Here is a 22,770-nt window from a genome sequence, read left to right on the forward strand (position 1 = left end):
CAGGTGGGGCGGGGCCGAATGGTTGTCGTACAGAAGTTCGAAAAGTGGTCTATGGTGGAGGTGAGGGGGCTGTGAACTGATGTTCGAGCCGAGTGGCTGATCGAGTGGCTGAGCAAGTGACTGGGCGACTGGTGGGTCGAGTGCGGGAGGTGCGTGTGCCGGGGTTCACGCATCTGCACACCGTCTCCGGGTTCTCCCTGCGGTACGGGGCCTCGCACCCGGAGCGGCTGGCCGAGCGCGCCTCCGAACGGGGCATGGACGCCCTCGCGCTCACCGACCGGGACACCCTCGCGGGCGCCGTCCGGTTTGCCAAGGCCTGCGCCGGGGCCGGGGTCCGCCCGCTGTTCGGGGTGGAGCTGGCGGTGGGGGCGCCCGCTCCTTCCGGACGGCAGGCGCGGCGACGGGCCTCCGTGCGAGGCGGCGCCTTCCTCGACGAGTCGACCCCCCGGGTGACGTTCCTCGCCCGGGAGGGGGCCAAGGGCTGGGCCGAGCTGTGCAGAATCGTTTCGGCGGCGCATGCGGGCGGTGGCCCGGAGGGGAACAGGAGCGAGGTCCCGCCCCTGCTGCCCTGGTCGGAGTGCGCCGCCGAGGGCCTGACCGTGCTCCTCGGCCCCGCCTCGGACGTGGGGCGGGCACTGGCCGCGGGGCGCCCCGACCGCGCCGCGAAGCTCCTGCTGCCCTGGCGGGAGACGTACGGCGACGCCTTGCGCCTCGAAGCGATGTGGCACGGCCGTGAGGGCACCGGCCCCGGCTCGCTGCGGCTGGCCGCCCGGACCGTCGGCTTCGCCGCGGAGCAGCGGGTACGGCCCGTGCTCAGCAACGCTGTCCGGTACACCGACCCCGGCATGGGCCCGGTCGCCGACGTGCTGGACGCGGCCCGGCGGCTCGTCCCCGTCGACCCCCGGGGCGAACTGGACTCCGGCGAGGCCTGGCTCAAGGGCGCGGACGCCATGCTGGGCGTCGCCGAGCGGGTCGTGGAGGCCGCCGGGTACCGCCGCGACACCGCGTACCGACTGCTGGAGCAGACCCGGGCCACGGCCGCCGAGTGCCTGGTCGACCCGGAGGACGATCTCGGCCTCGGCACCGTCCACTTCCCCGAACCGCACCTCGTCGGCGCGGGCCGCCGCACCGCCCAGCGGGTGCTGGCCTCGCGGGCTGCGGCCGGGATGGTGCGGCACGGCTACGACAGCCGGCGAGCGTACTGGGAGCGGATGCATCGGGAGCTGGACGTCATCGCCCACCACGGCTTCGCCTCCTACTTCCTGACGGTCGCCCAGGTCGTCGACGACGTACGGAAGATGGGGATCCGGGTCGCCGCACGCGGCTCCGGCGCGGGCTCCCTGGTGAACCACCTGCTGGACATCGCGCACGCCGATCCCGTCGAACACGGTCTGCTGATGGAGCGGTTCCTGTCCAAACGGCGGGTCGTGCTGCCCGACATCGACATCGACGTGGAGTCCGCGCGCCGTCTGGAGGTCTACCGCGCGATCATCGACCGCTTCGGCACCGAGCGGGTCGCGACCGTCGCGATGCCCGAGGCCTACCGCGTCCGCCACGCCGTCCGGGACGTGGGGGCGGCCCTCTCCCTGGACCCCGCCGACATCGACCGGATCGCCAAGTCCTTCCCGCACATCAGGGCCCGGGACGCGCGGGCGGCACTCGAAGAGCTGCCCGAACTCAGGCAGTTGGCGGGGGAGAAGGAGAAGTACGGCCGACTGTGGGAGCTGGTCGAGGCGTTGGACGCCCTCCCGCGCGGAGTCGCCATGCACCCGTGCGGGGTGCTCCTCTCCGACGCGTCCCTGCTGAGCCGTACGCCGGTGATGCCGACCAGCGGCGAGGGGCTGCCCATGTCCCAGTTCGACAAGGACGACGTCGAGGACCTCGGGCTGCTCAAGCTCGATGTGCTGGGGGTGCGGATGCAGTCGGCGATGGCGCACGCGGTGGCGGAGGTGGCGCGGGCGACGGGGGAGCGGGTCGACCTGGACGCGCTCGACTTCGAACGGGGCGCGGGTGACCCGGCGACGTACGAACTCATCCGCTCCACCGAGACCTTGGGCTGCTTCCAGATCGAGTCGCCGGGCCAGCGGGACCTGGTGGGGCGGCTCCAGCCGGCCACCTTCCACGACCTCGTGGTGGACATCTCGCTGTTCCGGCCGGGGCCGGTCGCCGCCGACATGGTGCGGCCGTTCATCGCGGCCCGGCACGGGCGGGCGCCGGTCCGCTACCCGCACGAGGATCTGGCGGAGCCGCTGCGGGAGACGTACGGCGTGGTCGTCTTCCACGAGCAGGTCATCGACATCGTGCACCGCATGACCGGCTGCGGCCGGGACGAGGCAGACCGGGTGCGACGCGGGCTGTCGGACCCCGAGTCGCAGGGGCGGATCCGGGTCTGGTTCGCGCAGCACGCGGCGGCGAGGGGGTACGACGCCGAGACGATTCGGCGGACCTGGGAGATCGTGGAGGCCTTCGGGTCGTACGGTTTCTGCAAGGCGCACGCGGTGGCCTTCGCGGTGCCGACGTACCAGTCGGCATGGCTGAAGACGCATCATCCGGCGGCCTTCTACGCCGGGCTGCTCACCCACGATCCCGGGATGTACCCCAAGCGCCTGCTGCTGGCGGACGCGCGGCGGCGCGGGGTGCCGATCCTGCCGGTGGACGTGAACCGGTCCGCGGTCGCTCACCGTATCGAACTGGTGTCCGAGTCAAAGGAGTCGGGGGAGGCGGAGGAGGCCGAGGGGACGCGGGGGCCGAAGGGCCCGGCCGAGGAGAAGGTGTGGGGGATCCGGCTCGCGCTCTCCGACGTGCACGGCAGCAGCGAGGCCGAGGCGGCGCGGATCGCGGACGGGCAGCCCTACGCCTCGCTGCTGGACTTCTGGGAGCGGGCGCGGCCGAGCCGACCGCTGGCTCAAAGGCTCGCCCAGGTCGGCGCGTTGGACGCGTTCGGCGCCAACCGGCGTGACCTGCAACTGCACCTGACCGAGGTGCACCGGGGCGGCCGGGGCGCGGGCGGCGGCCAGCTCCCGTTGTCCGGCGGGCGGCGGACCGCCTCGGCCGGCCTGCCGGACCTGTCCTCCGCCGAGCGGCTCAGCGCCGAACTGGGCGTGCTGTCGATGGACGTCTCCCGCAACCTGATGGACGACCACCGGGCGTTCCTCGACGAACTCGGCGTGGTGTCGGCGCGGCGGCTGCGCACGGCGCGGCACGGCGAGACGGTGCTGGTCGCGGGCGCCAAGGCGGCGACCCAGACCCCGCCGATCCGCTCCGGCAAGCGGGTCGTCTTCACCACCCTCGACGACGGCACCGGCCTGGTCGACCTCGCCTTCTTCGACGACTCCCACGACACCTGCGCCCACACCGTCTTCCACTCCTGGCTGCTGCTGGTGCGCGGAGTGGTGCAGCGGCGCGGACCGCGCAGCCTCAGCGTGGTGGGCGCCGCCGCCTGGAACCTCGCCGAACTGGTGGAGCTGCGGCGCGAGGGCGGCCTCGACGCGGTGGCACCTCGGCTGGCGGAGCCGGAGCCCATGGGCACCGGGGGCGACACCGGGCGGCGGATCCGGATGCCCACCGGTTACGAGATGCATCCATGGGCCGATCTGCGGCCCGCGGGCGAAGAGCCCTCACAAGGTCCTTCTCGGATACGGAAGTTGTGGCACCAGAGTCCAGGGAGTGCGGGATGACCATCCTCTGCGTACGTTTCCAGCTGCCGTCGGGGTACGAGGCGGCCCTGCCCGGTCTCCTCGGTCTGGTCGAGGACTTCACCCCGGTCGTTCAGGCGCTGCCGCCGGACGGCGCGCTGGCCGATCTGCGGGGCGCCGAACGGTACTTCGGCCGGGACGCCGAGGAGCTGGCCCGGCTGATCCGGATCCGCGCCCTCGCGCTGTACGGCGTCGACTGCGTGATCGGCGCCGGGCCCGGACCGCTGACGGCGCGGCTGGCGCTGGGGGCGGCGGTGCCCGGGGCGCCGTGCGCGGTGCCCGAGGACCTCGTCGTGGACTTCCTCGCCGAACTGCCCGTCGGCGCGCTGCCCGGCGTCGGTACCGCGACCGCCCGCACCCTGCGCGAGTACGGGCTCGAAACCCTCGGCGGGGTCGCCTGCGCGCCGCTGTCCACGCTGCAGCGGCTGGTCGGCGCGCGGACCGGCCGTGACCTGCACGAGAAGGCCAACGGCATCGACCGGGGCCGGGTCGTACCGAACGCCGCCGCCCGCTCTCTCGCCACCGAACAGACCTTCCCGTACGACGAGTTGAACCCCGACCGGCACCGCCGCGCCCTGCTCGCCGGCACCGAGGAGCTGGGCTCGCGGCTGCGCGCCCTGGAGAAGGTCTGCCGCACCCTGACCCTCACCGTCCGCTACGCCGACCGATCCTCGACAACCCGCACCCGCACGCTCAAGGAGCCGACCGCGCACTCCCCGGCGCTGACCGCGGCCGCCTACGCCCTGTACGAGGCCCTCGGCCTCCAGCGCGCCCGCGTCCGCGCCGTCGCCCTGCGCGCCGAGGGTCTCACCCCCGCCGACCAGGCCTCGCACCAGCTCGCCTTCGACCCCGTCGACGAGAAGGTCCGCCGTATCGAGGAGGTCGCCGACCTGGCCCGCGCCAAGTTCGGCCCGCACGCGGTGATGCCGGGGACGCTGGCCGCGTGAGCCGCCCCCGTCGGTCCCGTCCGGTGACGGTCCGACGTCACGTGTCAGTGGCTCCGATCATCACTTGAAGTTTTTACTGACGCGTAACTTCCCACTTTTTCTACTCGCCCGTAACTTGGCGAATAAGAACAGCATCCTCGTGATCCGGATCACAGGGCGAACGTCGTCGCACGTCCCTTGAGCCGCAAGGAGATCACCCGATGCTGCCCTGGAAACGCCTGATCAGACCGTTGGCCGCCCTGTGCCTGGCCGCCGCCGCGACCCTCGTGCCGGTCACCGCCGCGGAGGCCGCCGACTCGGCCGCCGCCACCAGCCGTGGCTGGAACGACTACACCTGCAAACCCTCCAAGGCCCACCCGCGCCCCGTCGTCCTCGTCCACGGGACGTTCGCGAACTCCGTCGACAACTGGCTGGGTCTCGCGCCGTACCTCGTGAACCGCGGCTACTGCGTCTACTCCCTCGACTACGGCCAACTCCCCGGCGTCGCCTTCTTCCACGGCCTGGGACCCATCGAGAAGTCGGCGGAGCAGCTCGACGCCTTCGTCGACCGGGTGCTCGCCGCGACCGGCGCCGCCGAGGCCGACCTCGTCGGCCACTCCCAGGGCGGCATGATGCCCCGCTACTACCTCAAGTTCCTCGGCGGCGCCGCCGAGGTGAACGCGCTCGTCGGCATCGCGCCCTCCAACCACGGCACCACCCTGAACGGCCTCACCCAGCTCCTCGACCACTTCCCCGGCGCCGGCGACCTGCTCTCCACCGCCACCCCGGCCCTCGCCGACCAGGTGGTCGGGTCCCCCTTCCTGACCAAGCTCAACGCGGGCGGCGACACCGTCCCCGGTGTCACCTACACGGTTCTCGCCACCCGGTACGACGAGGTGGTCACGCCGTACCGGTCCCAGTTCCTCGACGGGCCGAACGTACGCAACATCGTCATCCAGGACCTCTGCGCGCTCGACCTCTCCGAGCACGCGGCGATCGGGCTCCTCGACCGGATCGCGTTCCACGAGGTCGTCAACGCCCTGGACCCGGCCCACGCCACCCCGACGACCTGTCTGTCGGTCGTCGGCTGACACGTGCCGGCATGTTCCGCCGGGGCCTGTCCGGCCTGAGCCGCCCGACAGGCCCCGGAAGTCGTCAGCGGCCGTGCCGGCCACCGGTCGTCGCGCGGCGGCGGGCCGCGGCGAAGAGGAGGGAGGAGCCCGCCGCCAGGACGGCGGCACCGCCGAGGGCCAGATACGGGGTCACGCCCTCGCCGCCGGTGTCGGCGAGGCCGTCCTTGCCGCCGGCGGGTTCCGCGAGGCCGTCGGAAGCGGCCTCCACGGCCGGCCTCTCGGCGGTCGTGGACCTGGCGGTCGGTGACGTGTCGTCGGAGGCGGTGTCCCCGGTGTCAGCTGTGCCCCCGGCGTTCTCGCCCTTCTCGCCCTTCTCGGCCGAGGTCCGTTCCGTCGCCTTCGCCGAGGTCTTCGGCGTCGGGTCGGTCGTCGTGCTCGCGTCGTCGTCGCCGTGGCCGTGGCCGCCGAACGAGACGTCCGAGCAGGAGTAGAACGCCTCCGGGCTGTCCGAACGCTGCCAGACCGCGTACAGCAGGTGCCTGCCGGAGCGCTGTGGGAGGGAGCCGGAGAACGTGTAGAAGCCGCCCGACGCTGCCGGGTCGGTGGCCGTCGCCACCGGGTTCGCCAGGTCGAGGTCGTCCCAGGCGAGCGGCCGGGACGGGTCGTAGCCGCCCTTGGTGAGGTACACCCTGAACGTCCCCTTGTGCGGGGCTGTCACCCGGTACTCGAAGGTGTACGACCCGGCGCGCACGTTCGTCGCCGGCCAGTCGGTACGGGCCAGGTCGAGGCCCTTGAACGCCTCGCTGCCCGCGCTGCACAGCTCGCCGTCCGGGATCAGCTCCCGATGGCGGCCGGCCGCGTCGCCGATCCGTACGCCGTTCCAGTCGTAGAGCGCCTGGGTGCCGCCGGCCGCGACCGCCGCCCGGCAGGCCGCCGACCTCGGGCTCTCGGGGCCCTCCGCGTAACACTGCGCCACCCGGCTCACCGGGTCGCCCAGCGAGCCGTGTGCCGCGGCCGGCCCGGCGGCGCACAGGGTCAGGGCGAGCGGGGCGACCCCGACCGCGCCCATCGCACCGACGACACGTGCGGTGGCGGACGCGGCGGCCTTGCGGCGGGCAGCGGGCATGGCGGGGCGCTCCTCGAAACGGTCCTGAACGGCTCCCGGGTGGGGCCCGGTTGCCGGGGTGATCAACAAGCTAGCCCCGAAGAACCGTGAAATCGCCTGCTGAGGGCGGACGCGCGCGATCCTTATGGCGGCGTTAAGGATGGGCTAATCGAGGGCTCAGGAAAGCCCGTTGGGAAGTCCGTCGAAGATCCGATTCTTACCTCGGTGCGTGACACTGGGCCCGTTCGTATCCGTCGTAGAGAAGGGACCCGCGCATGACCGCCGTACGCGGAACATCCGTGGACATCGCCACCGAGGACGGCACCGTCGACGCCTACTTCGTCCACCCCGACGACGACGCCGCGCATCCGGCGGTCCTGTTCTACATGGACGCGTTCGGGCTGCGGCCGCATCTGAGGGCGATGGCCGACCGGCTGGCCGGTGCCGGATACACGGTCCTCGTGCCCAACGTCTTCCATCGGTCGGGGCGGACCCCGGTGTTCGACCTGCCCGAGTTCATCGACCCGGCCGCGCGTCCGGAGATATGGGACCAGATCCTGCCGGTCATGCTGGCGCTGACGCCGGACCTCGCCCTGCGGGACGCGGCCGCGTATCTGGGATGGCTGGCCGACAGCCCCCGGGCCGCCGACGGGCCCGTCGGGACCACCGGGTACTGCATGGGCGCCCGGCTGGCCCTGCGTACCGCCGGCGCCTTCCCCGAACGGGTCGCCGCCGCGGCCGGCTTCCACGGGGGAGGCCTGGCGACGGACGCCCCGGACAGCCCGCATCTGGCGGTGGCACGGATCACCGGTGAGGTCTACTTCGGCCACGCCGACGGGGACCCCTCCCTGCCCCCGGAGCAGATGGACCTGCTGGACAGGACGCTGACCGAGGCCGGCGTCCGCCACCGCACCGAGGTCTACCCGGGCGCCGCGCACGGCTACACCCAGGCCGACACCGCCGCGTACGACGCCGACGCGACGGAACGCCACTGGACGGCGCTGCTGAACCTGTTGGACCGCACCCTGAAGCGGCCGAGGTCATGACGGTCCGGTCGGCCGGGGCGGTTGCCGTTCGGACGGTCTGAAGGTCTCAAGGTCTGGCGGTCGGGTGGACGGGTGGCGGGGCGCGGGTGGTCGGCGGGGCGGGAGCGCGGAACGCTCAGCCGTCCGGCCACCACGTGCGCGCGATGTCCTTTCGCACTTCCCGGCGCTCGACGGGGCGTTCGTCGGCCTCGTCCCGCACCCGGCGGGACGGGGACTTCCTCAGGGGCTTCTGCACGGTCGTACGGCGCATGGCTGCCTCCTTGCGTCTACCGGGTTCCGCGTTTTCACGGAGGTAGACCCTTTCCGGGAGCGTTACTCATCGTTCGTGCTCTGTCAGTGGCGGCTGTCACCATCTGGACTGTCAGTGGCAGGTGTCACTCTGGCGGCATGACCAACATCGACGACGGCGAAACCTCCCCAGCCCCGCGAACACCGAACAACCCGGCGGCAGATGACCCTCCCGGGGCCGTCGACTGGGACGCGGAAGCCCCCTCTTTCGACGACGAACCCGATCATGGCCTGCGGGAACCCGCCGTTCGGGAGGCCTGGGCGGCCAGGCTGCGGGACTGGCTGCCGGGGCGCGCCTGCGACGTGCTCGACCTCGGCTGCGGCACCGGCAGCCTGTCACTCCTCGCGACCGAACAGGGGCACCGGGTGACCGGAGTGGACTCCTCCACCGCCATGGTCGCCCTGGCCCGCGCCAAGCTCGCCGGGCGGCCCGCCGTGTTCCTCGTCGGCGACGCGGCGGTCCCGCCCGTGGGCGAGGAGCGGTTCGACGTGATCCTCGTCCGCCATGTGCTGTGGGCCCTGCCCGACCCGGGCCGTGTGCTGCGCCGCTGGTGCGGACTGCTGCGGCCCGGCGGCCGACTCGTGCTGGTCGAGGGCGTGTGGGGCACGGCCAGCCCGGTCGGCATACCCGCCGAGCAGCTGTACGGGCTGCTCGCGCCACTCGTGTCCGACGCGGAGCTGGTGCGGCTGGGGGACGACCCGTCGCTGTGGGGGAGAGAGGTCGAGGACGAGCGGTACGCCATCGTGGGCCGCCTCTGACCGCCCCCCAGCCGGTGCCGGCTAGGCCAGCAGCGACTCCAGACCGCCCTCGGTGGTGGCGAGCGCCTCCAGCGTGTCGAGGGCGGCGACCGCGGCGGCCGCGGCCTCCGGATCGCTCCGCGCGAGCCCGCTCTCCTCGAACTCGTCCTCGTCCAGCCGCAGTACGGTTCCGCCGTCGGCCGACCGCCACAGGTCCAGGTCGAGATCCTCGACGACGACCTCCCCACCCGAGAACACGGCCGGCCTGGTGATGTCGCAGTACCAGCCCTTCAGCACGCCCCGGGGATCCCGGACCTCCTTCACCGCGTACCACCGGGCGCGCCAGTAGTACTCGGTGAACACGTCACCCGGCCCGAAGCGTACGAAACCGAAGTCCCGTACGCCCTCGGTCGCCCAGTCGGCCCGGACCACGATCCGGGTGCCGTCGTCGCTCACCAGCCGTGCGGGGTAACGGATCTTCGTACGGCCCGCCTTGAGCAGGACGACGTCCACCTCGCGCCCCTCCTCCCGGGGCTCAGCCGAGTTCACGGACATACCGCACCTCCGTCGCGCAGACCTCGTACCCGAACCACTTGTTGACCGCGAGCATCGGCCCGTTGCCGGCGTCGTTGCCCGTGAACGCCTCCGCGCAGCCGGCGGCGCGGGCGCGGTGCAGGGAGGCGTTCTTGGCGAGCTTGGCGAGGCCGCGACCGCGGAAGGCGCGGGCCGTGCCCGTCATCACGGTGAAGTAGCGGTCCCGGCCGTCCGTGTGGACCGCGGTGAATGCGGCCGGGGTGCCGTCCACGACGACCACCGTGCTCAGGGCGTGGTCCAGCAGGGGGTGGCCGTAGATCTCCTCGACCCACTGCCCGTAGTCGTCCAACTCGGCGTCGACGTCGCCCGGTTCGTCGGCTGTGGTCTCCGCGTCCAGGTCGAACAGGGGGCGCGGGTCGTCAGCGAAGTCGGCGGCCGTACGCAGTTCCACGCCCGGGGGCGGCGAGGAGAGCGGGGGGAGGGTGCCGTGGGCCAGGCCCAGGCGCAGGAAGTGCGCGAAGCGGCTCGGTGTGTAGCCGCGCCGCTCGGCGAACGCGCGGTTGTCCGGGGTGTCCAGCACCCAGGACAGCAGGCGCCGCGCGCCCACCGCCGTCAGCCGCTCCTCGGCGGTGCGCGCCAGCAGGGCGCCCGCGCCCCGGCGCAGGTGCGCCGGGTGGACGTACACGGTGATGTCGCCCTGGCCGGGTTCGGGGCTGTCGTGGGCGATGGACAGCTGCGCGGTGCCGATCACCTCGCCGTCGGCCTCGGCGACCAGCTGCTGGTGGTGGGCCTCGGGAGGCGCGAGCGTCGCGTTGTGGAGCAGGGACGCGGCGGTGCTGACCATGAAGGGCAGGGCGCGCCGTCGTACGTCGGCGAAGGCCTCGGCGTCCGCCGGGTCGGCGGCGCGGAGGTCGCGCACGATCAGAGTCATGTGAGTGCACGCTACGCGGGCGTCGCCGGGCGTCGCCTCCGATTTTCCGGTGGGTACGGGACAATCGCCGCGTGACCTTGAAGATTCGCATCGTGGAGGGGGGCGCGCCCTACGAGCAGGTGCGCGCCCAGATCTCGGAACAGGCCCGCTCCGGAGCGCTGCCCGTGGGGTACCGGCTGCCGACCGTACGCGGGCTCGCCGAGCAGCTCGGGCTCGCGGCCAACACCGTCGCCAAGGCGTACCGGGCGCTGGAGACCGACGGGGTGATCGAGACGCGGGGGCGCAACGGGACGTTCGTGGCCGCGGCCGGCTCCGCCGCGGAACGGGAGGCCGCCGTGGCGGCGGGGGCGTACGCGGAGCGGGCGCGCCGCCTGGGCCTGAGCGAGACGGCAGCACTGGCAGCGGCCAGGGACGCCCTACGGGCCGCGTACGCGGAGTAGGGCCGGCAGGTCTCTACGTCCGGGCCGGGTGTTCCGGTGTCCGGGTGGGGTGCAGGCCTGCTCTTCCGGCCGCTTTCGCGAACGTCGTCGCGTCCTGCACCGCCGCCGCGTGGGGGTCGTTGTTGAAGTAGACGTAGGCGTCGGCCGTGGCGGGCCAGGTGTCCGCCAGGCGGTGGGCCCAGGTGGTCAGGGAGCGGCTGCCGTAGTGGGGCCAGGGGTGGGCCCGGCCCTGGTGGAGGCGGAGGTAGCACCAGTCGGTGGTGCGCCAGAGCGGGGTGGCCGGGCGGGAGTGGCTGTCCGCCCAGCACAGGGCGGCGCCCCGGGACTCCAGGACCGCGCGGACCTCGGGTGTCCACCACGAGTCGTGCCGGGGCTCGACCGCGACCCGGGTGCCGGAGGGGAAGCGGCCCAGGCAGGCGTCCAGGAGAGCGGCGTCGGCTCTCAGCGTCGGGGGGAGCTGGAGCAGGACCGGGCCCAGGCGGTCGCCCAGGCCCTCCGCATGGGTCATCAGACGCCGCACCGGCTCCTCGGGATCCCGTAGCCGTTTGATGTGGGTCAGGTACCGGCTCGCCTTCACCGCGACCACGAAGTCCCCCGGCACCCGGTCCCGCCACGCCTCGAAGTTCTCCCGCGTCGGCAGCCGGTAGAACGCGTTGTTGAGCTCGACCGTCGCGAAGTGCGCCGCGTACTCCTCCAGCCACGACCGGGTGGGGCAGCCCTCCGGGTAGAAGGCGCCCCGCCAGTCCTTGTACTGCCACCCCGACGTACCGACGAACAGGGTCATACGTCCATCAAAGCACCGTCGGTCCCATGTCACAGAAGGGCCCCAGCCCTACAGGTACAGGCCCGCGTCGGCCCCGCCCCGCGGCTCCGGCAGCGACGTCGGTGACGTGCCGCGGCGCAGCGCGTACAGCTCGGCCAGGGTGGCGCCCTCGCGGCCGACTCCCTCGTCCGTGCCGAGCCAGCCCACCGCCTCCGCGCGGGTCAGCGCGCCCACCTCGATCCGGGCGAGGCAGCGGCCGGGGCGGACCACGGCCGGGTGGAGGCGCTCCAGGTCCTCGTTGGTGGTGACGCCCACCAGGACGTTGCGGCCCTGCCCGAGCAGGCCGTCCGTCAGGTTCAGCAGCCGGGAGAGCGCCTGGCCCGCCGTGTGCTTGGCCTCACCCCGGATCAGTTCGTCGCAGTCCTCCAGCAGGAGCAGCCGCCAGCGGCCCTTGCCCGCCGCGTCCTCCTCGCCGATCGCGATGTCCATGAGATAGCCGACGTCGGAGAAGAGCCGCTCGGGGTCCAGGACGCAGTCGACCTGGCACCAGTCCCGCCAGGAGCGCGCCAGCGTGCGCAGCGCGGAGGTCTTGCCGGTGCCGGGCGGGCCGTGCAGCAGCAGAAGACGGCCCGCGATGTCCTCCGGGGTCGTCTTCATCAGGCGGTCCATCGCGTCCGCCACAGGGGCCGTGTAGTTCGGCCGCACCTCTTCCCAGGTGCCCGCCGAGATCTGCCGGGTGGTGCGGTGCGGGCCTCGGCGCGGCGAGACGTACCAGAAGCCCATCGTCACGTTCTCCGGCTGCGGCTCGGGTTCGTCGGCCGCGCCGTCGGTGGCCTGGCCGAGGACCTGCTCCGCCAGCTCGGCGGTGGTCGCGGTCACCGTGACGTCCGCGCCCCGGTTCCAGCGGGAGATCAGCACCGTCCAGCCGTCGCCCTCCGCGAGGGTCGCGCTGCGGTCGTCGTCCCGCGCGGAGCGCAGCACCCGGGCGCCCGGCGGCAGCAGGGTGGCCCCGGACCGTACCCGGTCGATGTTCGCCGCGTGCGCGTACGGCTGCTCGCCCGTCGCGAAACGGCCGAGGAACAGCGCGTCGACGACGTCGGACGGGGAGTCGCTGTCGTCGACGTTGAGCCGGATCGGCAGTGCGTCGTGTGGGTTGGCAGACATGTCGCCATGATCCGTCACCGAGGGCTCCCCGTGCATCCGCTTTGCGTGGCGTGCCGGTGGTGTCGGCGCGATTGCCCGGGAGTTCACGGGCGGAACCTCCCCCGGCAGGGGTCCGCGCGGTTACTGTTGCCCATGATGGGACGTCATGGGTGGATTGCGGGGGACCGGCGGTGGCGGCTCACCGCGCTCGTGGGCGTGGGGGTGGCGGCACTGGCCCTCGTCGTGACCTTGCTCAGCACACTGCCCGGAGGCGGCAGCACCGCCGGCACCACGCCCGACGGCGACAAGGTGCACGGCACGCCCGCGACCCCGCCGGGGGCCACCGGACCCAGTGTGGGCTGGGGTTTCACCCACACCCAGTACAGCGCGGACGTGGGCAGCGGGACGGCCGTCGAGCGCGTCGAGGAGTGGCTCGGTGAGCGGCCCCTGCCACAGATCCAGCACATCATGGGCTGGGGCGCGGGCAACCCCGAACCCGTCGAGGGGCGTTACGACTTCGAGGAGATGGACCGGCGCATCGACTTCGTCCGCGCCACCGGCGGAACCCCCGTCGTCACCCTGTGCTGCGCGCCCGACTGGATGAAGGGCGGCAGACCGGGCGCCGACCGGACCGACTGGAGCCAGGCCGCGCTGGAGACCGCGCCCGAGCCCGAGCACTTCGCGGACTACGCCGCCCTCGCCGCGACCGTCGCCAAGCGCTACCCGGACGTACGGCACTTCATCGTCTGGAACGAGTTCAAGGGCTTCTGGAACGACGCGGAGGCCCGCTGGGACTACGAGGGGTACACCCAGCTGTACAACCTCGTCCACAAGGCCCTGAAGAAGGTCGACGAGGACATCATGGTCGGCGGGCCCTATCTGGTCATGGACAGCGTCGATCCACGGCAGAAGCAGGACGCGTCGACCTCGCTGAAGGGGCCGTGGGGCTCCCTGGACCAGCGGGTCCTCGACGCCTTCGACTACTGGAACGAGAACAAGGCCGGCGCCGACTTCGTGGTGGTGGACGGCTCCAGCTACACCCGGGACGACGAGCTGGTCCCCGACGAGTTCGCCGCGAGCGACAAGTTCACGGCCGTCGGCCGGTGGGTGCGGGAGCGGTCCGGTGATCTGCCGCTGTGGTGGGCCGAGTACTACGTCGAGCCCGCCGACGCCGACGACAACCGGCACGGCTGGTCCGAGAACCGCCGCGTCGCCGTCCAGGCCTCCGGGCTGATGGCCATGGCCAAGGGCGGTGCCACCTCCGGCTTCTACTGGAACCCGGAGGAGAAGACCGGGGAGTGCCCCGGGTGCCTGTGGACGCCGACCGACAAGAAGGACGGGGGCGAGGAGCTCCCCATGTACGGGCTGCTGTCCCGGTTCAACGAGGAGTTCCCGCCGGGGACCAGGTACGAGACGGTGGCCGTCGCCGACGACGACAAGCCCAACGTCCGGGTGCTCGCCGACGACAAGGCGGTGCTCGTGGTCAACACCCTCGACCGCAGGATCAGCGCCGACATCGACGGCCAGAAGTTCGACATGGCCGCCTACGAGGTGAAGTGGCTTCAGAGGTGAGGGTCAGGGAGCGCACAGAGAGATGAGGGTCAGGGCGCGCCCATCGTCAGGAAGCGCTGCACCAGTGAGGCCAGCAGGAGCGCCAGCAGCGGCAGGCTGAACCAGAAACTGCTCTGGAGCCACCGGAGTTGCCGGACGCCGGGGCGGACCGCCACCCGGACCATCTCGCGGACGCTCAGCAGCACGATCAGGGCGATCGCGGCCAGGCCGCCCACCACCGACCACGGGGTCCAGGTGACCTGCGGGCCGATCGGCCCGGGATCGGGCTCCGGGGCCTTCCCGGTCTGGTCGCGCAGGGCGAAGATCGTGGCGTCCCTGTTGGAGAAGACCTTCTCGATGTCGGCGCGCTCGTCGAGGTTCCGGATGAGCCGGGACTCCCAGGTCGCGGAGTAGCCGGCGTCCATCTGGAGGTTGGTGACCTGGCTGCGGTTGACGATCAGGAAGGAGCCCGCGCCCGCGTCCTTCAGCGCCTTGGCCACACCGGACACCAGGACCGGGTCGATCGGCGCGAGCGTCGGCACGTACTCGACCTTCTCCATGTCCCGGGCGCCCCACGGCATCGCGGGTGTCACGTTGTTCACCGGGTCGTCGCTGAGCCAGAGCAGCCGTACCGTCGGATCGTCGTGGGCGTAGACGTACTCCATGGCGGCGACCTCCCCCGGCCGGACGCGCTCGAAGGGCTCGTTGCCCCAACGGGCCACCAGGAAGCCGCCGATCAGGACGAGACCGGCCATGAGGGCCGCCAGCGGGGCGAGGCTCACCCGGTCCTTCTCGCGTTCCCCGTCGGTGACGCCGGTGCGCGGGAAGAGGGCGAGCGCGGCCAGCAGCGCGGCGCCCGGCAGGGCGAACATGAAGACCCGCAGGGCCATCTCACCGCCGTACGACTGCATGCCGAAGCCCAGGAACGGCACGAACGTCAGGACGAGCAGAGAGCGTTCGCGGTACCTGTTCGCGCGGCGGCGCCAGAAGCCGTAGCAGGCCAGGAGCATGACCGTGCCGGCGAGGGCCACGCGCGCGTACAGCACGAGCTTGTGCGTCGAACTGCCCTCGCCGATCCGGCCGGAGACCGAGGACGTGACGTTCCCGCCCACACCGCCGACCCCGCCGAAGAGTTCGTCGAAGTGGCCCGACCAGTACGGCTCGGCGAGGAAGCCCACCCAGACGGCGACCAGCACGGCGAACAGGATGGGCAGCCCGCGCAGTTCCGAGCGGCCGACCAGGACGAGGGCCGCGAGGACGCCCAGCATCACGAACGGGGTGAGCTGGTGGGCCGGGACCGTCGCCGCGTACAGCGCGATCAGGACCGCCAGGAGGACCGCCCGCTGCCGGCGGTCGGCGGGTTCCACCTCCGCCTCGCCGGGGCGCACCGTGCCCCACAGCATGTGCGGGGCGCGGAACCAGACCAGCAGGATCGCGACGAAGACCAGGTAGAGGAGGTAGGTGAAGCCCTGGGGGGAGAAGTAGTCCTGGCCCACCCAGCCGCTCAGGACGAAGATCCAGACGCCCGTCCACCTGGCGCGCCAGCTCGCCCGCATATGGCGGGCGAGGAGGAACATCGGTGCCAGGTACAGGAGTTGGACGGCCGTCGGCCACCAGCGGATGATCTCGGTGAAGTCGGTGACCCCGCAGGCCTCGGCGACGAACGCGGCCGCCGCGAAGAACCCCGGCCAGCTCCAGCGGGCGTCCAGGTCGGGTACGGCGGAGCCGGTGCGGTCGATGTAGTCGATGAAGCCCAGGTGCTGCCAGGCCGTCGCGAACCGGGGTTCGGTCTCGATCACGGCCGGCAGCGCGTGCAGCGAGAACACGGTGGCCAGGAGGGTGATCAGCAGCAGTGCGCGGTGCTCCCGGGCCGGCCACAGCAGCGAGGCGAACACGACGGCCAGCAGGGCCGCCCCGATCAGCGTCGGCGTCGGCAGCACGGAGATCAGGCCTAGGCCGCCCATGCGGTCCAGGTCGGCGTCGTCCAGCGCCAGCGCGGGCACCCAGTACAGCAGCAGCGCGGCGAGCAGCAGGAAGCCGAGGACGAGCCCGGTGGCCGTGGGGTGCAGCAGTCGTTCGCGCAGGGGCACCCGAGGTGCGTCCTGCGCGGCCGGCGTCTCCTCGGCCGGGGGGTTCACCGGCTCCCGTACGGACTTCTCCAGCGTCTCGGCCGCTCCTGCCGCGTCCGGTTCCCCTGCGGCCTTCTCGAACGGGGCGTCCTCGAACGGGGCGTCCACATCCGGGGACGGCGCCGGGCCCAGGGAGGAATCCGAGCCCGGCTCGCGGGACTCCACCGGCAGGCCCGGCCCGGACTGCGGCAGCAGCGGACGCGTCGGCCGGTCCTCGGCCCAGGCCGGCCGGTGATCCCTGCGCGGCACCGCGGTTCCGGCGGGCGGGGTGCCGGGGCCGGGCCGTACGTCCGGGCGGCGCTCCAGATGGTCGAAGTCGACGTGGACGCCCAGGGCGAGGGTGTCGGAGTCCAGACGCCGGGACCAGGCGCCGCTCTGCTTCTTCGCGGCGGTGGCCACCCGGCCCAGGTCGGCGAGATCACCGTCGGGCGCCGCGTCGGCGGGCACCTCGGCGGGCCCGGCGGTCCGCAGGATCCGGTACAGCCGTGGCGCGGCGATCAGCACGATCACCGCGAGGCTGGAGATCTCGGCGACGCCCGCGCCGGTCAGCCCCATCCGGGGGAGCAGGGCCAGCGTCAGGCCGAGGACCAGGGCGCACAACAGGCCCTGCAGCCAGGCGAGTCCGGCCGTGCGGCTCTGCGCGCGCAGCACCGCGAAGTACGTCTCCATCACCACCCGCAGGACCGCGCCCACCGCGAACCAGCGCAGCAGCGGGGTCGCCGCGTCCGCGTAGCCCTGCCCGAAGACGGCCAGGATCCAGGGCGCCCCGAAGAACAGCACCGCGCACACCGGCAGCATGATCCGGGCCATCCGCTTCAGCGCGGCCCGGGTGTTGGCGGCCAGGCGCCCCGGGTCGTGGGCGCCCTCGACGGTCAGCGAGGCGCCCATGTTGATGGCGAGCAGATTGACCGTGCCGCCGATGGTGGTGGTGATGTAGAAGTACGCGTTGTCGACGGAGCCGACCTGGGCGGCGACGATCACCGGGACCGCGTAGACGACCGCGAGGGAGAAGAGGGAGCCCGTGTAGTCGCCGGCGAGGAAGCGGCCGATCTCCCGCCACGACGGAGGGTGCGCGCGCTCGGCGGTGGCTTCGACGTGCCTCGGGATCAGCCGCCGGAACACCAGCCAGCCCAGCGGCAGCACGGACATCGCGATCGCCGCGACCCAGGAGACGAAGACGCCCATGGTCGGGACCGCGGCGGCGAACACCACGAGGAGCACCAGCTTCACCGCCGAGAACACGGTGTTGCCGACCGGCACCCACACCGCGCTGCGCAGCCCGGTGAGCACCCCGTCCTGGAGCGTCAGCGTCGACCAGGCGACCACCGCGAGCACGAAGAACACGGCGTAGAGCGGATCGTGCAGAAAGCCGTACGACGACCCCCACAGGCCCAGCGTCAGCAGGAACACCCCCGCCGCGAGCGCCACGACCACCGCACTGCCCGCGTACGTGCGGAAGATCAGCCGTCCGGTGTCGCGCCCCGCGACCGGGATGAACCGGGCCAGGGCTCCCGTCAGCGTGAGCGCGGTGAGCCCGGCGAAGAGCTTCATCGCGGCGATCGCGGCGGAGCCCTGACCGACCGAGGCCTCGGTGTAGTAGCGGGCGGCGGCCAGCCAGAAGCCGAGACCGAGCACGGCCGAGATACCGGTGTTCACCATCAGGGCGTAGGCGTTGCGGAACAGTTGGTCGCCGCCCGCGCCCCGGCCCAGCCCGGGCAGGCGCAGCCTGCGGCCGGGGCCGGGCGCGGGCCCGGTCTCCTCGGCCGGGGTGCTCTCGGCCTCGTGAGCCGTGGTGGTCGTCGTGTCAGACACGGGAACGGATGGCCTTCCGGACCTGTCGTGCTCTTCGGACCATGGCGTACCCCTTGGTGAGGGCACGGTCCCGGGCGAAGATGCGGGCGATCGCGCGGCCCTCGACGAGTCGCTCGAACTCCTCGATGCCCGTGGAGCGCCGCACGGTCACCCGACGCAGCGCGTACGGGCCCTGCGCGCGCCGGGCCAGCGCGTTGCCGACCGCGAGGGACTGGGCGAACCCCGTCTCGCGCACCGCGACGCGCACCCGGCGGCTGGAGTAGCCGTAGGGGTAGGCGAACGAGACGGGCCGGGTGCCCAGTTCGTCGGCGACGATCTGGCGGCAGCGGCGCAGCTCGGACCGGAGCCGGTCGTCGTCCAGCATGTCGAGCTGCGGGTGGGTGTGGCTGTGCCCGCCGATCTCCACGCCGCCCGTGGCGAGCTCGCGGACCTGGTCCCAGCCGAGCATGGTGTCGAGGGCCTCGCCGTTGTCGTGGGGTCCCTCGATCCAGCCCGTGGTGACGAACAGCGAGGCCGTGAAGCCGTGTTTGGCGAGGGCGGGCAGGGCGTGCCGGTGGACGCCCGCGTAGCCGTCGTCGAAGGTGATCAGCACGGGCCGGGCAGGGAGCGGGCGGCCGTCCCGCCAACTCGCCGCCAGGGCCGCGGTGTCGACCGGGGTGAGGCCCAGGTCGTCGATGACCGCCATCTGTTCCGCGAAGGCCTCCGGGGTCACCGACAGGTCCCTGGTGGCGTCGTTCGGCGCGGTGGACACCGCGTGGTACATCAGGATCGGTACGGCCGTTCCCGCCGTCCCCGCCGTCGCCGTCGTCTCCGTCATGACGAGCCCCCCTCGCCCTCCTTGCCGACCGGGCCGACCGTGCTGTCCGCGACTCCGCCGACCGAGAACGTGACCTCGCCCCTGCGGGCCCGGACGCTCCCGACAACGTACCCCGGCGGCGGCCGCCACCCCAGGACGATCGCGCCCGCACGGCCCGCGCCCCCGCGCGCCCGAGCAGGGCGTCCCGCACCCCGCGCGCGACCCCGGCGGGCAGCACCCGGGTGGTGTACCGGCGTTCCGACTCCAGCCCCTTGTCCGCTCCGACGCTCCGCGCCACCAGCGCCTTCGACAGGCCCTCGGCGTAGGTGCGCGCCCGGAAGTACGCCAGGCGCTCCCGTGCGTCGGGCACCCGGTGGTGGATCACCGCCCGGTCGTCGAGCAGCAGCACCGCCCCCGGCAGGGCCCGGGAGAGCCGGATGCACAGCTCCGTCTCCTCGCAGCCCAGCGGGCGTTTGTCCCCGTCGCGGCCGATACCGGTGGCGAAGCCCCCGGCCGCGTCGAAGGCGGCGCGGCGGAACGAGGCGTTGCCGCCGAGGACGTTGCGGACCTCGGCGACCCCGCCGGGCAGCCCCTTGTAGGCGCAGCCCACCACCCAGTCGAACTCCTCGGGGAACCAGGCCGGGCGGCGGCCGGACGCCCACACGGGCACCGTACGGCCGCCGACGGCCATGACATGGGGATCGGCGTACCCCTGGGCGAAATACCGCAGCCAGTCGCGCTCGGCCACGGCGTCGTCGTCGAGGAAGGCGATGATCTCCCCGCACGAGGCGGTGATGCCCGTGTTGCGGCCCGCGGACAGCCCTCGGGGGCCCGCGTTGGCCAGCACCCGGACCTCGCCGCTCTCCTGGTGTTCCTTGTACTCCCTGGTCAGACGCTCCAGCAGGGTCCGGTTGTGGTCCACCACCAGGAGCGTCTCCAGGGCCGGCCGGGACTGCGCGCGCACCGAGGAGACCGCCGCGAGGATGTCCTCCCAGCGGTCCTCGGTGTACACACAGATCACGACCGAGACGGTCGGCTCGTTCAAGACGACTCTCCCCGCCCCGCGGTGAGCATCGTGGCGTGCGAACGGCGGCTCAGCGCACGCCGGTTGGAGCGCTCCTTCAGGATCACCTTCAGCACCCGCAGTCCGTCGCGGACGGCCCGCAGGTTGCTCGCGCCGTGGATGCGCAGATACTCGTGGCTGGGGATCTCCTGCACCTTCAGGCCCGCCTTGACGACCCGGATGTTCATCAGGGTCTCCACCTCGAAGCCGGTGCAGTCGAGGTCGATCTTGTCGAGGCAGTGCCGCCAGAACGCGTTGTAGCCGTAGCACAGGTCGGTGTAGCGGGCGCCGAACTTGCGGTTCACGGTGGTGCACAGCGCCCAGTTGCCGAGCTTGCGGATCAGGGTCATGTCGTCGGTGCCGCCGCCGTTGGCGAAGCGGGAGCCCTTGGCGAAGTCGGCGCCCGAGACGAGGGCGGACACGTACGAGACGATCTCGTGGCCGTCGGCCGAGCCGTCGGCGTCGACCATCACGACGATGTCACCGGTGCACGCCGCGAAGCCGGTGATCAGGGCGTCCCCCTTGCCCTTGCCCCGCTGCGGGACGACCTTGACGTCCGGCCACAGTTCGCGGGCCACCTCGACGGTGTCGTCGGTGGAGTTGCCGTCGACCAGGACCACCTCGTGGATCCAGCCCGGCAGCGTCTTGAAGACGTACGGAAGGTTCTCCGCCTCGTTCATGGCGGGGATCACCACGCTCACCGGTGGTGCGATGGCCAGGTGGTCGGAGATCGGCCGGTACTTCGCGAGCGCCGACGTCCCGGCGCTGCCGGTATCGGACTCGGATATCGCCGGGCGCAGAACTGAGCTCATGAGTCTGGTCCCTCTCGTCCGGTGAACCACCCGCCCCTGGGTGGTCCGGAATGTTGTCCGGTTCGAAAGGGGGGTTCTCACTCAGGGCACGGCGAAGTCGATCTCCGTGCATGCCTGGTGAGCTGGCAAAGCCGGCCGACTGTCGCGACTCGGCAGTCGGTCGCGCGGCACGACTCGGTGATCGGTGCGGTCACCGAGCACGGCACCCCCCTACCGCGCCCCGCGCCGGGGCCGCCGTGCTCCTTGAGCCCTCCCCCAGGAGCATGTGCCGACGGACCGATGCGGGTGTAAGTACAACGATGCAAGACGGTATTGATGATTGAGACCATATGGCAAGACCTCGTACGAGGACTCACGTTTTTGATGATGTGTCCGTTACCTGACCCCCCGACCGGAATTTCCCCATCCGCTTCAGCAATCTATCGGCTTGCTCGAACAGTTCCGGTCGCGCCAGGACCGTGTTGCGCAAGGCCCGGACCGGTGCCCGTCGAGCCCGGTGCCCGAGCGCCACCGGATGGCGCCGGGTGACCCACCCCTCCGACACGGAGATCTCCCGGGTCTTCAGGGAATCCTTGTACTGCTTCTGCCCCCGGCCCAGATCCAGATAGGCGACGCCGTCCGCGGCGCCCTCCTCGGCCATGTGCAGATGCAGGAGCAGGCCCGGCGAGAACCTCGCGAACGCCGGGTCGTACGCCGGGAACCAGCAGGTCAGCACCCGCTCGGAGCGCAGTCCGAAATGAGCCGCGGCCGGCTTGCCGTCCGCGTACAGCACGGACAGCTGGCCGACGAAGGAGGCGGAGCGGGTGTGGAAGAGGCGGTGCACCAGGCGGGTGATCCACGGGTGCGCGAAGCGGTCGCTGCGGCCCGTCCTGCGGTACTGCGCCGACTTCCAGGCCATCAGGGTGCGCAGGGCCGCCGGGTCGCGCTCGTCGTGCACGTAGCGCACCTCGTCCACCGCGCGGCCGAGCCTGCGCTCCTTGGCGAACGTCGAGCGGACGAACTTCGGCGAGCGGGCGCGCAACTGGCCGAGATAGGCCTCGTAGCCCTGCTCCAGGTCCATGACCGGCGACGGAAAGCTTTCGGTGACGTGCGCGGCGAACGGCGTCTGGCCCCGCGCCAGGTGGTCGAACTCCCACACCGCGAGCCCGCAGGCCCGCAGCAGCTCCTGGGCGTCCCAGGTGAAGCCGGGGCGGTGGACCACGCCCTGGCAGTCGGAGAGGCCGAGACCGATGGCTCTGCCCACCCCGACGGTTGATCTCTGGTACGGGAAGAAGGCCGCCGGCTCGCCGCCCTCCCGGACGACCGCGATCCGTACACCGCGTCGGCAGCTGCCCACGGCGAGGGCGAACTCCGGGGACAGGAACGGATTGGCCAGCTCGGGAGCGCCGTGGAGGTGGGCCTTCGACTGCAAGGCGGTCCAGGCCGCCCGGTCGGCGGCCGTCAGCTCGCCTGGGCGGTACACACTGATGTCCACGTCTCAGGTCCGTCTTCTCTCCGTACGGCCGCGTAGGAGCCGTACCAGACTCGGCAGGATGACGAGCGAGCTGATCACGGTCACGGCCGTGATCCCACCGGTCACCGACCACGAGTGGGTGGCGATCATGCCTTGGGCGACGAGGAGGTTCACCGCGATCGCGCCCGCGAGAGACGTCACGACCCGGCCGAACGGCTCCAGCCCGCGCAGCGCGGCCCCGATGGCGGCTCCTGGCGCGACGAGGAGGAAGAACAGGGTGAACGGGCCGCGCAGCACCGAGTCGGAGCCGGCGAACGCGAGCACCGCGCCGACCCCCGCCACGGCCGCGGCCACACCCGCCAGCAGCGGCCCCCCACTGCCTGACGACGATGGCTTGATACGCAAGGTCTGCATTGGCGACTTTGCCCCCTGAAGCGCCGGATGCCGGGCTTCAATGTCGCTCAGTCGGCGC

The 22,770-nt window shown here is 72.3% G+C and carries 18 protein-coding genes and 1 pseudogene; 7 read left to right on the forward strand and 12 right to left on the reverse strand.

Going from position 1 to position 22,770, the window contains the following annotated elements; genetic code table 11:
• Positions 1-155 precede the first annotated feature (155 nt).
• The 3 genes from E4N62_RS26810 to E4N62_RS26820 all read left to right on the forward strand — a co-directional run bounded on the left by E4N62_RS26810 (position 156) and on the right by E4N62_RS26820 (position 5,712).
• Complete coding sequence (locus E4N62_RS26810; protein ID WP_230218810.1) at positions 156-3,677, forward strand: DNA polymerase III subunit alpha; 3,522 nt, start codon at positions 156-158, stop codon at positions 3,675-3,677.
• Positions 3,674-4,642: a hypothetical protein gene (locus E4N62_RS26815; RefSeq protein ID WP_230218811.1), complete on the forward strand. Its 969-nt coding sequence runs from the start codon at positions 3,674-3,676 to the stop codon at positions 4,640-4,642. Before E4N62_RS26810 ends, E4N62_RS26815 begins: the two co-directional genes overlap by 4 nt.
• Positions 4,643-4,842: 200 nt before the next feature.
• Complete coding sequence (locus E4N62_RS26820) at positions 4,843-5,712, forward strand: triacylglycerol lipase (protein ID WP_230218812.1); 870 nt, start codon at positions 4,843-4,845, stop codon at positions 5,710-5,712.
• A gap of 64 nt (positions 5,713-5,776) precedes the next feature.
• Here E4N62_RS26820 and E4N62_RS26825 read toward each other — a convergent pair whose 3' ends face one another.
• Positions 5,777-6,820, reverse strand: coding sequence for a lytic polysaccharide monooxygenase (locus E4N62_RS26825; protein WP_230218813.1), 1,044 nt, complete (start codon positions 6,818-6,820; stop codon positions 5,777-5,779).
• Positions 6,821-7,074: 254 nt separating this feature from the next.
• On the opposite strand from E4N62_RS26825, the gene E4N62_RS26830 reads away from it, so the two are divergent.
• Complete coding sequence (locus E4N62_RS26830) at positions 7,075-7,845, forward strand: dienelactone hydrolase family protein (protein WP_230218814.1); 771 nt, start codon at positions 7,075-7,077, stop codon at positions 7,843-7,845.
• Between the two features lie 115 nt (positions 7,846-7,960).
• On the opposite strand, the gene E4N62_RS48160 is transcribed toward E4N62_RS26830, so the two are convergent.
• On the reverse strand, positions 7,961-8,095 hold the full coding sequence (locus E4N62_RS48160) for a hypothetical protein (RefSeq protein WP_268269884.1): 135 nt from the start codon (positions 8,093-8,095) through the stop codon (positions 7,961-7,963).
• Between the two features lie 137 nt (positions 8,096-8,232).
• Between E4N62_RS48160 and E4N62_RS26835 the strand changes: the two genes are divergently transcribed.
• On the forward strand, positions 8,233-8,892 hold the full coding sequence (locus E4N62_RS26835; protein WP_230218816.1) for a bifunctional 2-polyprenyl-6-hydroxyphenol methylase/3-demethylubiquinol 3-O-methyltransferase UbiG: 660 nt from the start codon (positions 8,233-8,235) through the stop codon (positions 8,890-8,892).
• 21 nt (positions 8,893-8,913) lie between these two features.
• On the opposite strand, the gene E4N62_RS26840 is transcribed toward E4N62_RS26835, so the two are convergent.
• Positions 8,914-9,426, reverse strand: coding sequence for a DUF402 domain-containing protein (locus tag E4N62_RS26840; RefSeq protein ID WP_230218818.1), 513 nt, complete (start codon positions 9,424-9,426; stop codon positions 8,914-8,916).
• Positions 9,407-10,336 (reverse strand): GNAT family N-acetyltransferase, encoded by a 930-nt coding sequence (locus E4N62_RS26845; RefSeq protein ID WP_230218820.1) that lies wholly within the window; start codon positions 10,334-10,336, stop codon positions 9,407-9,409. Before E4N62_RS26845 ends, E4N62_RS26840 begins: the two co-directional genes overlap by 20 nt.
• A 71-nt stretch (positions 10,337-10,407) precedes the next feature.
• On the opposite strand from E4N62_RS26845, the gene E4N62_RS26850 reads away from it, so the two are divergent.
• The gene (locus E4N62_RS26850) at positions 10,408-10,776 is read left to right on the forward strand and encodes a GntR family transcriptional regulator (protein WP_230218823.1); all 369 of its coding nucleotides are present in this window, start codon (positions 10,408-10,410) and stop codon (positions 10,774-10,776) included.
• 13 nt (positions 10,777-10,789) lie between these two features.
• Here the strand turns inward: E4N62_RS26850 and E4N62_RS26855 are convergent, their stop codons facing one another.
• Both E4N62_RS26855 and E4N62_RS26860 read right to left on the reverse strand, forming a co-directional pair.
• A complete protein-coding gene (locus E4N62_RS26855; RefSeq protein ID WP_230218825.1) occupies positions 10,790-11,560 on the reverse strand; it encodes a DUF72 domain-containing protein in 771 nt (256 codons plus the stop codon).
• 48 nt (positions 11,561-11,608) lie between these two features.
• Entirely contained in the window at positions 11,609-12,703 is a 1,095-nt protein-coding gene (locus E4N62_RS26860) for a DUF5925 domain-containing protein (protein ID WP_230218826.1), read from the reverse strand.
• A gap of 135 nt (positions 12,704-12,838) precedes the next feature.
• Here E4N62_RS26860 and E4N62_RS26865 point away from each other — a divergent pair, with 135 nt between their 5' ends.
• Complete coding sequence (locus tag E4N62_RS26865; RefSeq protein WP_230220205.1) at positions 12,839-14,254, forward strand: xylan 1,4-beta-xylosidase; 1,416 nt, start codon at positions 12,839-12,841, stop codon at positions 14,252-14,254.
• A 29-nt stretch (positions 14,255-14,283) separates the two neighbouring features.
• Here the strand turns inward: E4N62_RS26865 and E4N62_RS26870 are convergent, their stop codons facing one another.
• From E4N62_RS26870 to E4N62_RS26895, 6 genes and pseudogenes are all read right to left on the reverse strand, one after another.
• Entirely contained in the window at positions 14,284-18,174 is a 3,891-nt protein-coding gene (locus tag E4N62_RS26870; RefSeq protein WP_230218827.1) for a lipopolysaccharide biosynthesis protein, read from the reverse strand.
• Positions 18,167-18,991 carry a polysaccharide deacetylase family protein gene (locus E4N62_RS26875; RefSeq protein WP_230218829.1) on the reverse strand — a complete coding sequence of 275 codons (825 nt, stop codon included), beginning with the start codon at positions 18,989-18,991 and terminating at the stop codon, positions 18,167-18,169. Before E4N62_RS26875 ends, E4N62_RS26870 begins: the two co-directional genes overlap by 8 nt.
• Positions 18,988-20,015, reverse strand: a pseudogene (locus E4N62_RS26880) (glycosyltransferase family 2 protein). Before E4N62_RS26880 ends, E4N62_RS26875 begins: the two are co-directional and overlap by 4 nt.
• Positions 20,012-20,845 carry a glycosyltransferase family 2 protein gene (locus tag E4N62_RS26885; RefSeq protein WP_230218831.1) on the reverse strand — a complete coding sequence of 278 codons (834 nt, stop codon included), beginning with the start codon at positions 20,843-20,845 and terminating at the stop codon, positions 20,012-20,014. The pseudogene E4N62_RS26880 and the gene E4N62_RS26885 overlap by 4 nt, the downstream one beginning before the upstream one ends.
• A gap of 352 nt (positions 20,846-21,197) precedes the next feature.
• Entirely contained in the window at positions 21,198-22,319 is a 1,122-nt protein-coding gene (locus E4N62_RS26890; RefSeq protein ID WP_230218833.1) for a GNAT family N-acetyltransferase, read from the reverse strand.
• Positions 22,320-22,322: 3 nt separating this feature from the next.
• Complete coding sequence (locus E4N62_RS26895) at positions 22,323-22,712, reverse strand: hypothetical protein (RefSeq protein WP_184895958.1); 390 nt, start codon at positions 22,710-22,712, stop codon at positions 22,323-22,325.
• Between the last annotated feature and the right edge of the window lie 58 nt (positions 22,713-22,770).

Source organism: Streptomyces sp. MNU76, assembly GCF_020982545.1.
GTDB lineage: Bacteria > Actinomycetota > Actinomycetes > Streptomycetales > Streptomycetaceae > Streptomyces.

Bases quoted from the DNA above. Each gene is read 5' to 3' on its own strand.
- E4N62_RS26855 (WP_230218825.1), bottom strand. From the start codon at position 11,560: ATGACCCTGTTCGTCGGTACGTCGGGGTGGCAGTACAAGGACTGGCGG.
- E4N62_RS26835 (WP_230218816.1), top strand. From the start codon at position 8,233: ATGACCAACATCGACGACGGCGAAACCTCCCCAGCCCCGCGAACACCG.
- E4N62_RS26830 (WP_230218814.1), top strand. From the start codon at position 7,075: ATGACCGCCGTACGCGGAACATCCGTGGACATCGCCACCGAGGACGGC.
- E4N62_RS26885 (WP_230218831.1), bottom strand. From the start codon at position 20,845: ATGAGCTCAGTTCTGCGCCCGGCGATATCCGAGTCCGATACCGGCAGC.
- E4N62_RS26815 (WP_230218811.1), top strand. From the start codon at position 3,674: ATGACCATCCTCTGCGTACGTTTCCAGCTGCCGTCGGGGTACGAGGCG.
- E4N62_RS26895 (WP_184895958.1), bottom strand. From the start codon at position 22,712: ATGCAGACCTTGCGTATCAAGCCATCGTCGTCAGGCAGTGGGGGGCCG.
- E4N62_RS26820 (WP_230218812.1), top strand. From the start codon at position 4,843: ATGCTGCCCTGGAAACGCCTGATCAGACCGTTGGCCGCCCTGTGCCTG.
- E4N62_RS26825 (WP_230218813.1), bottom strand. From the start codon at position 6,820: ATGCCCGCTGCCCGCCGCAAGGCCGCCGCGTCCGCCACCGCACGTGTC.
- E4N62_RS26860 (WP_230218826.1), bottom strand. From the start codon at position 12,703: ATGTCTGCCAACCCACACGACGCACTGCCGATCCGGCTCAACGTCGAC.
- E4N62_RS48160 (WP_268269884.1), bottom strand. From the start codon at position 8,095: ATGCGCCGTACGACCGTGCAGAAGCCCCTGAGGAAGTCCCCGTCCCGC.
- E4N62_RS26875 (WP_230218829.1), bottom strand. From the start codon at position 18,991: ATGACGGAGACGACGGCGACGGCGGGGACGGCGGGAACGGCCGTACCG.
- E4N62_RS26840 (WP_230218818.1), bottom strand. From the start codon at position 9,426: ATGTCCGTGAACTCGGCTGAGCCCCGGGAGGAGGGGCGCGAGGTGGAC.
- E4N62_RS26845 (WP_230218820.1), bottom strand. From the start codon at position 10,336: ATGACTCTGATCGTGCGCGACCTCCGCGCCGCCGACCCGGCGGACGCC.
- E4N62_RS26865 (WP_230220205.1), top strand. From the start codon at position 12,839: ATGGGACGTCATGGGTGGATTGCGGGGGACCGGCGGTGGCGGCTCACC.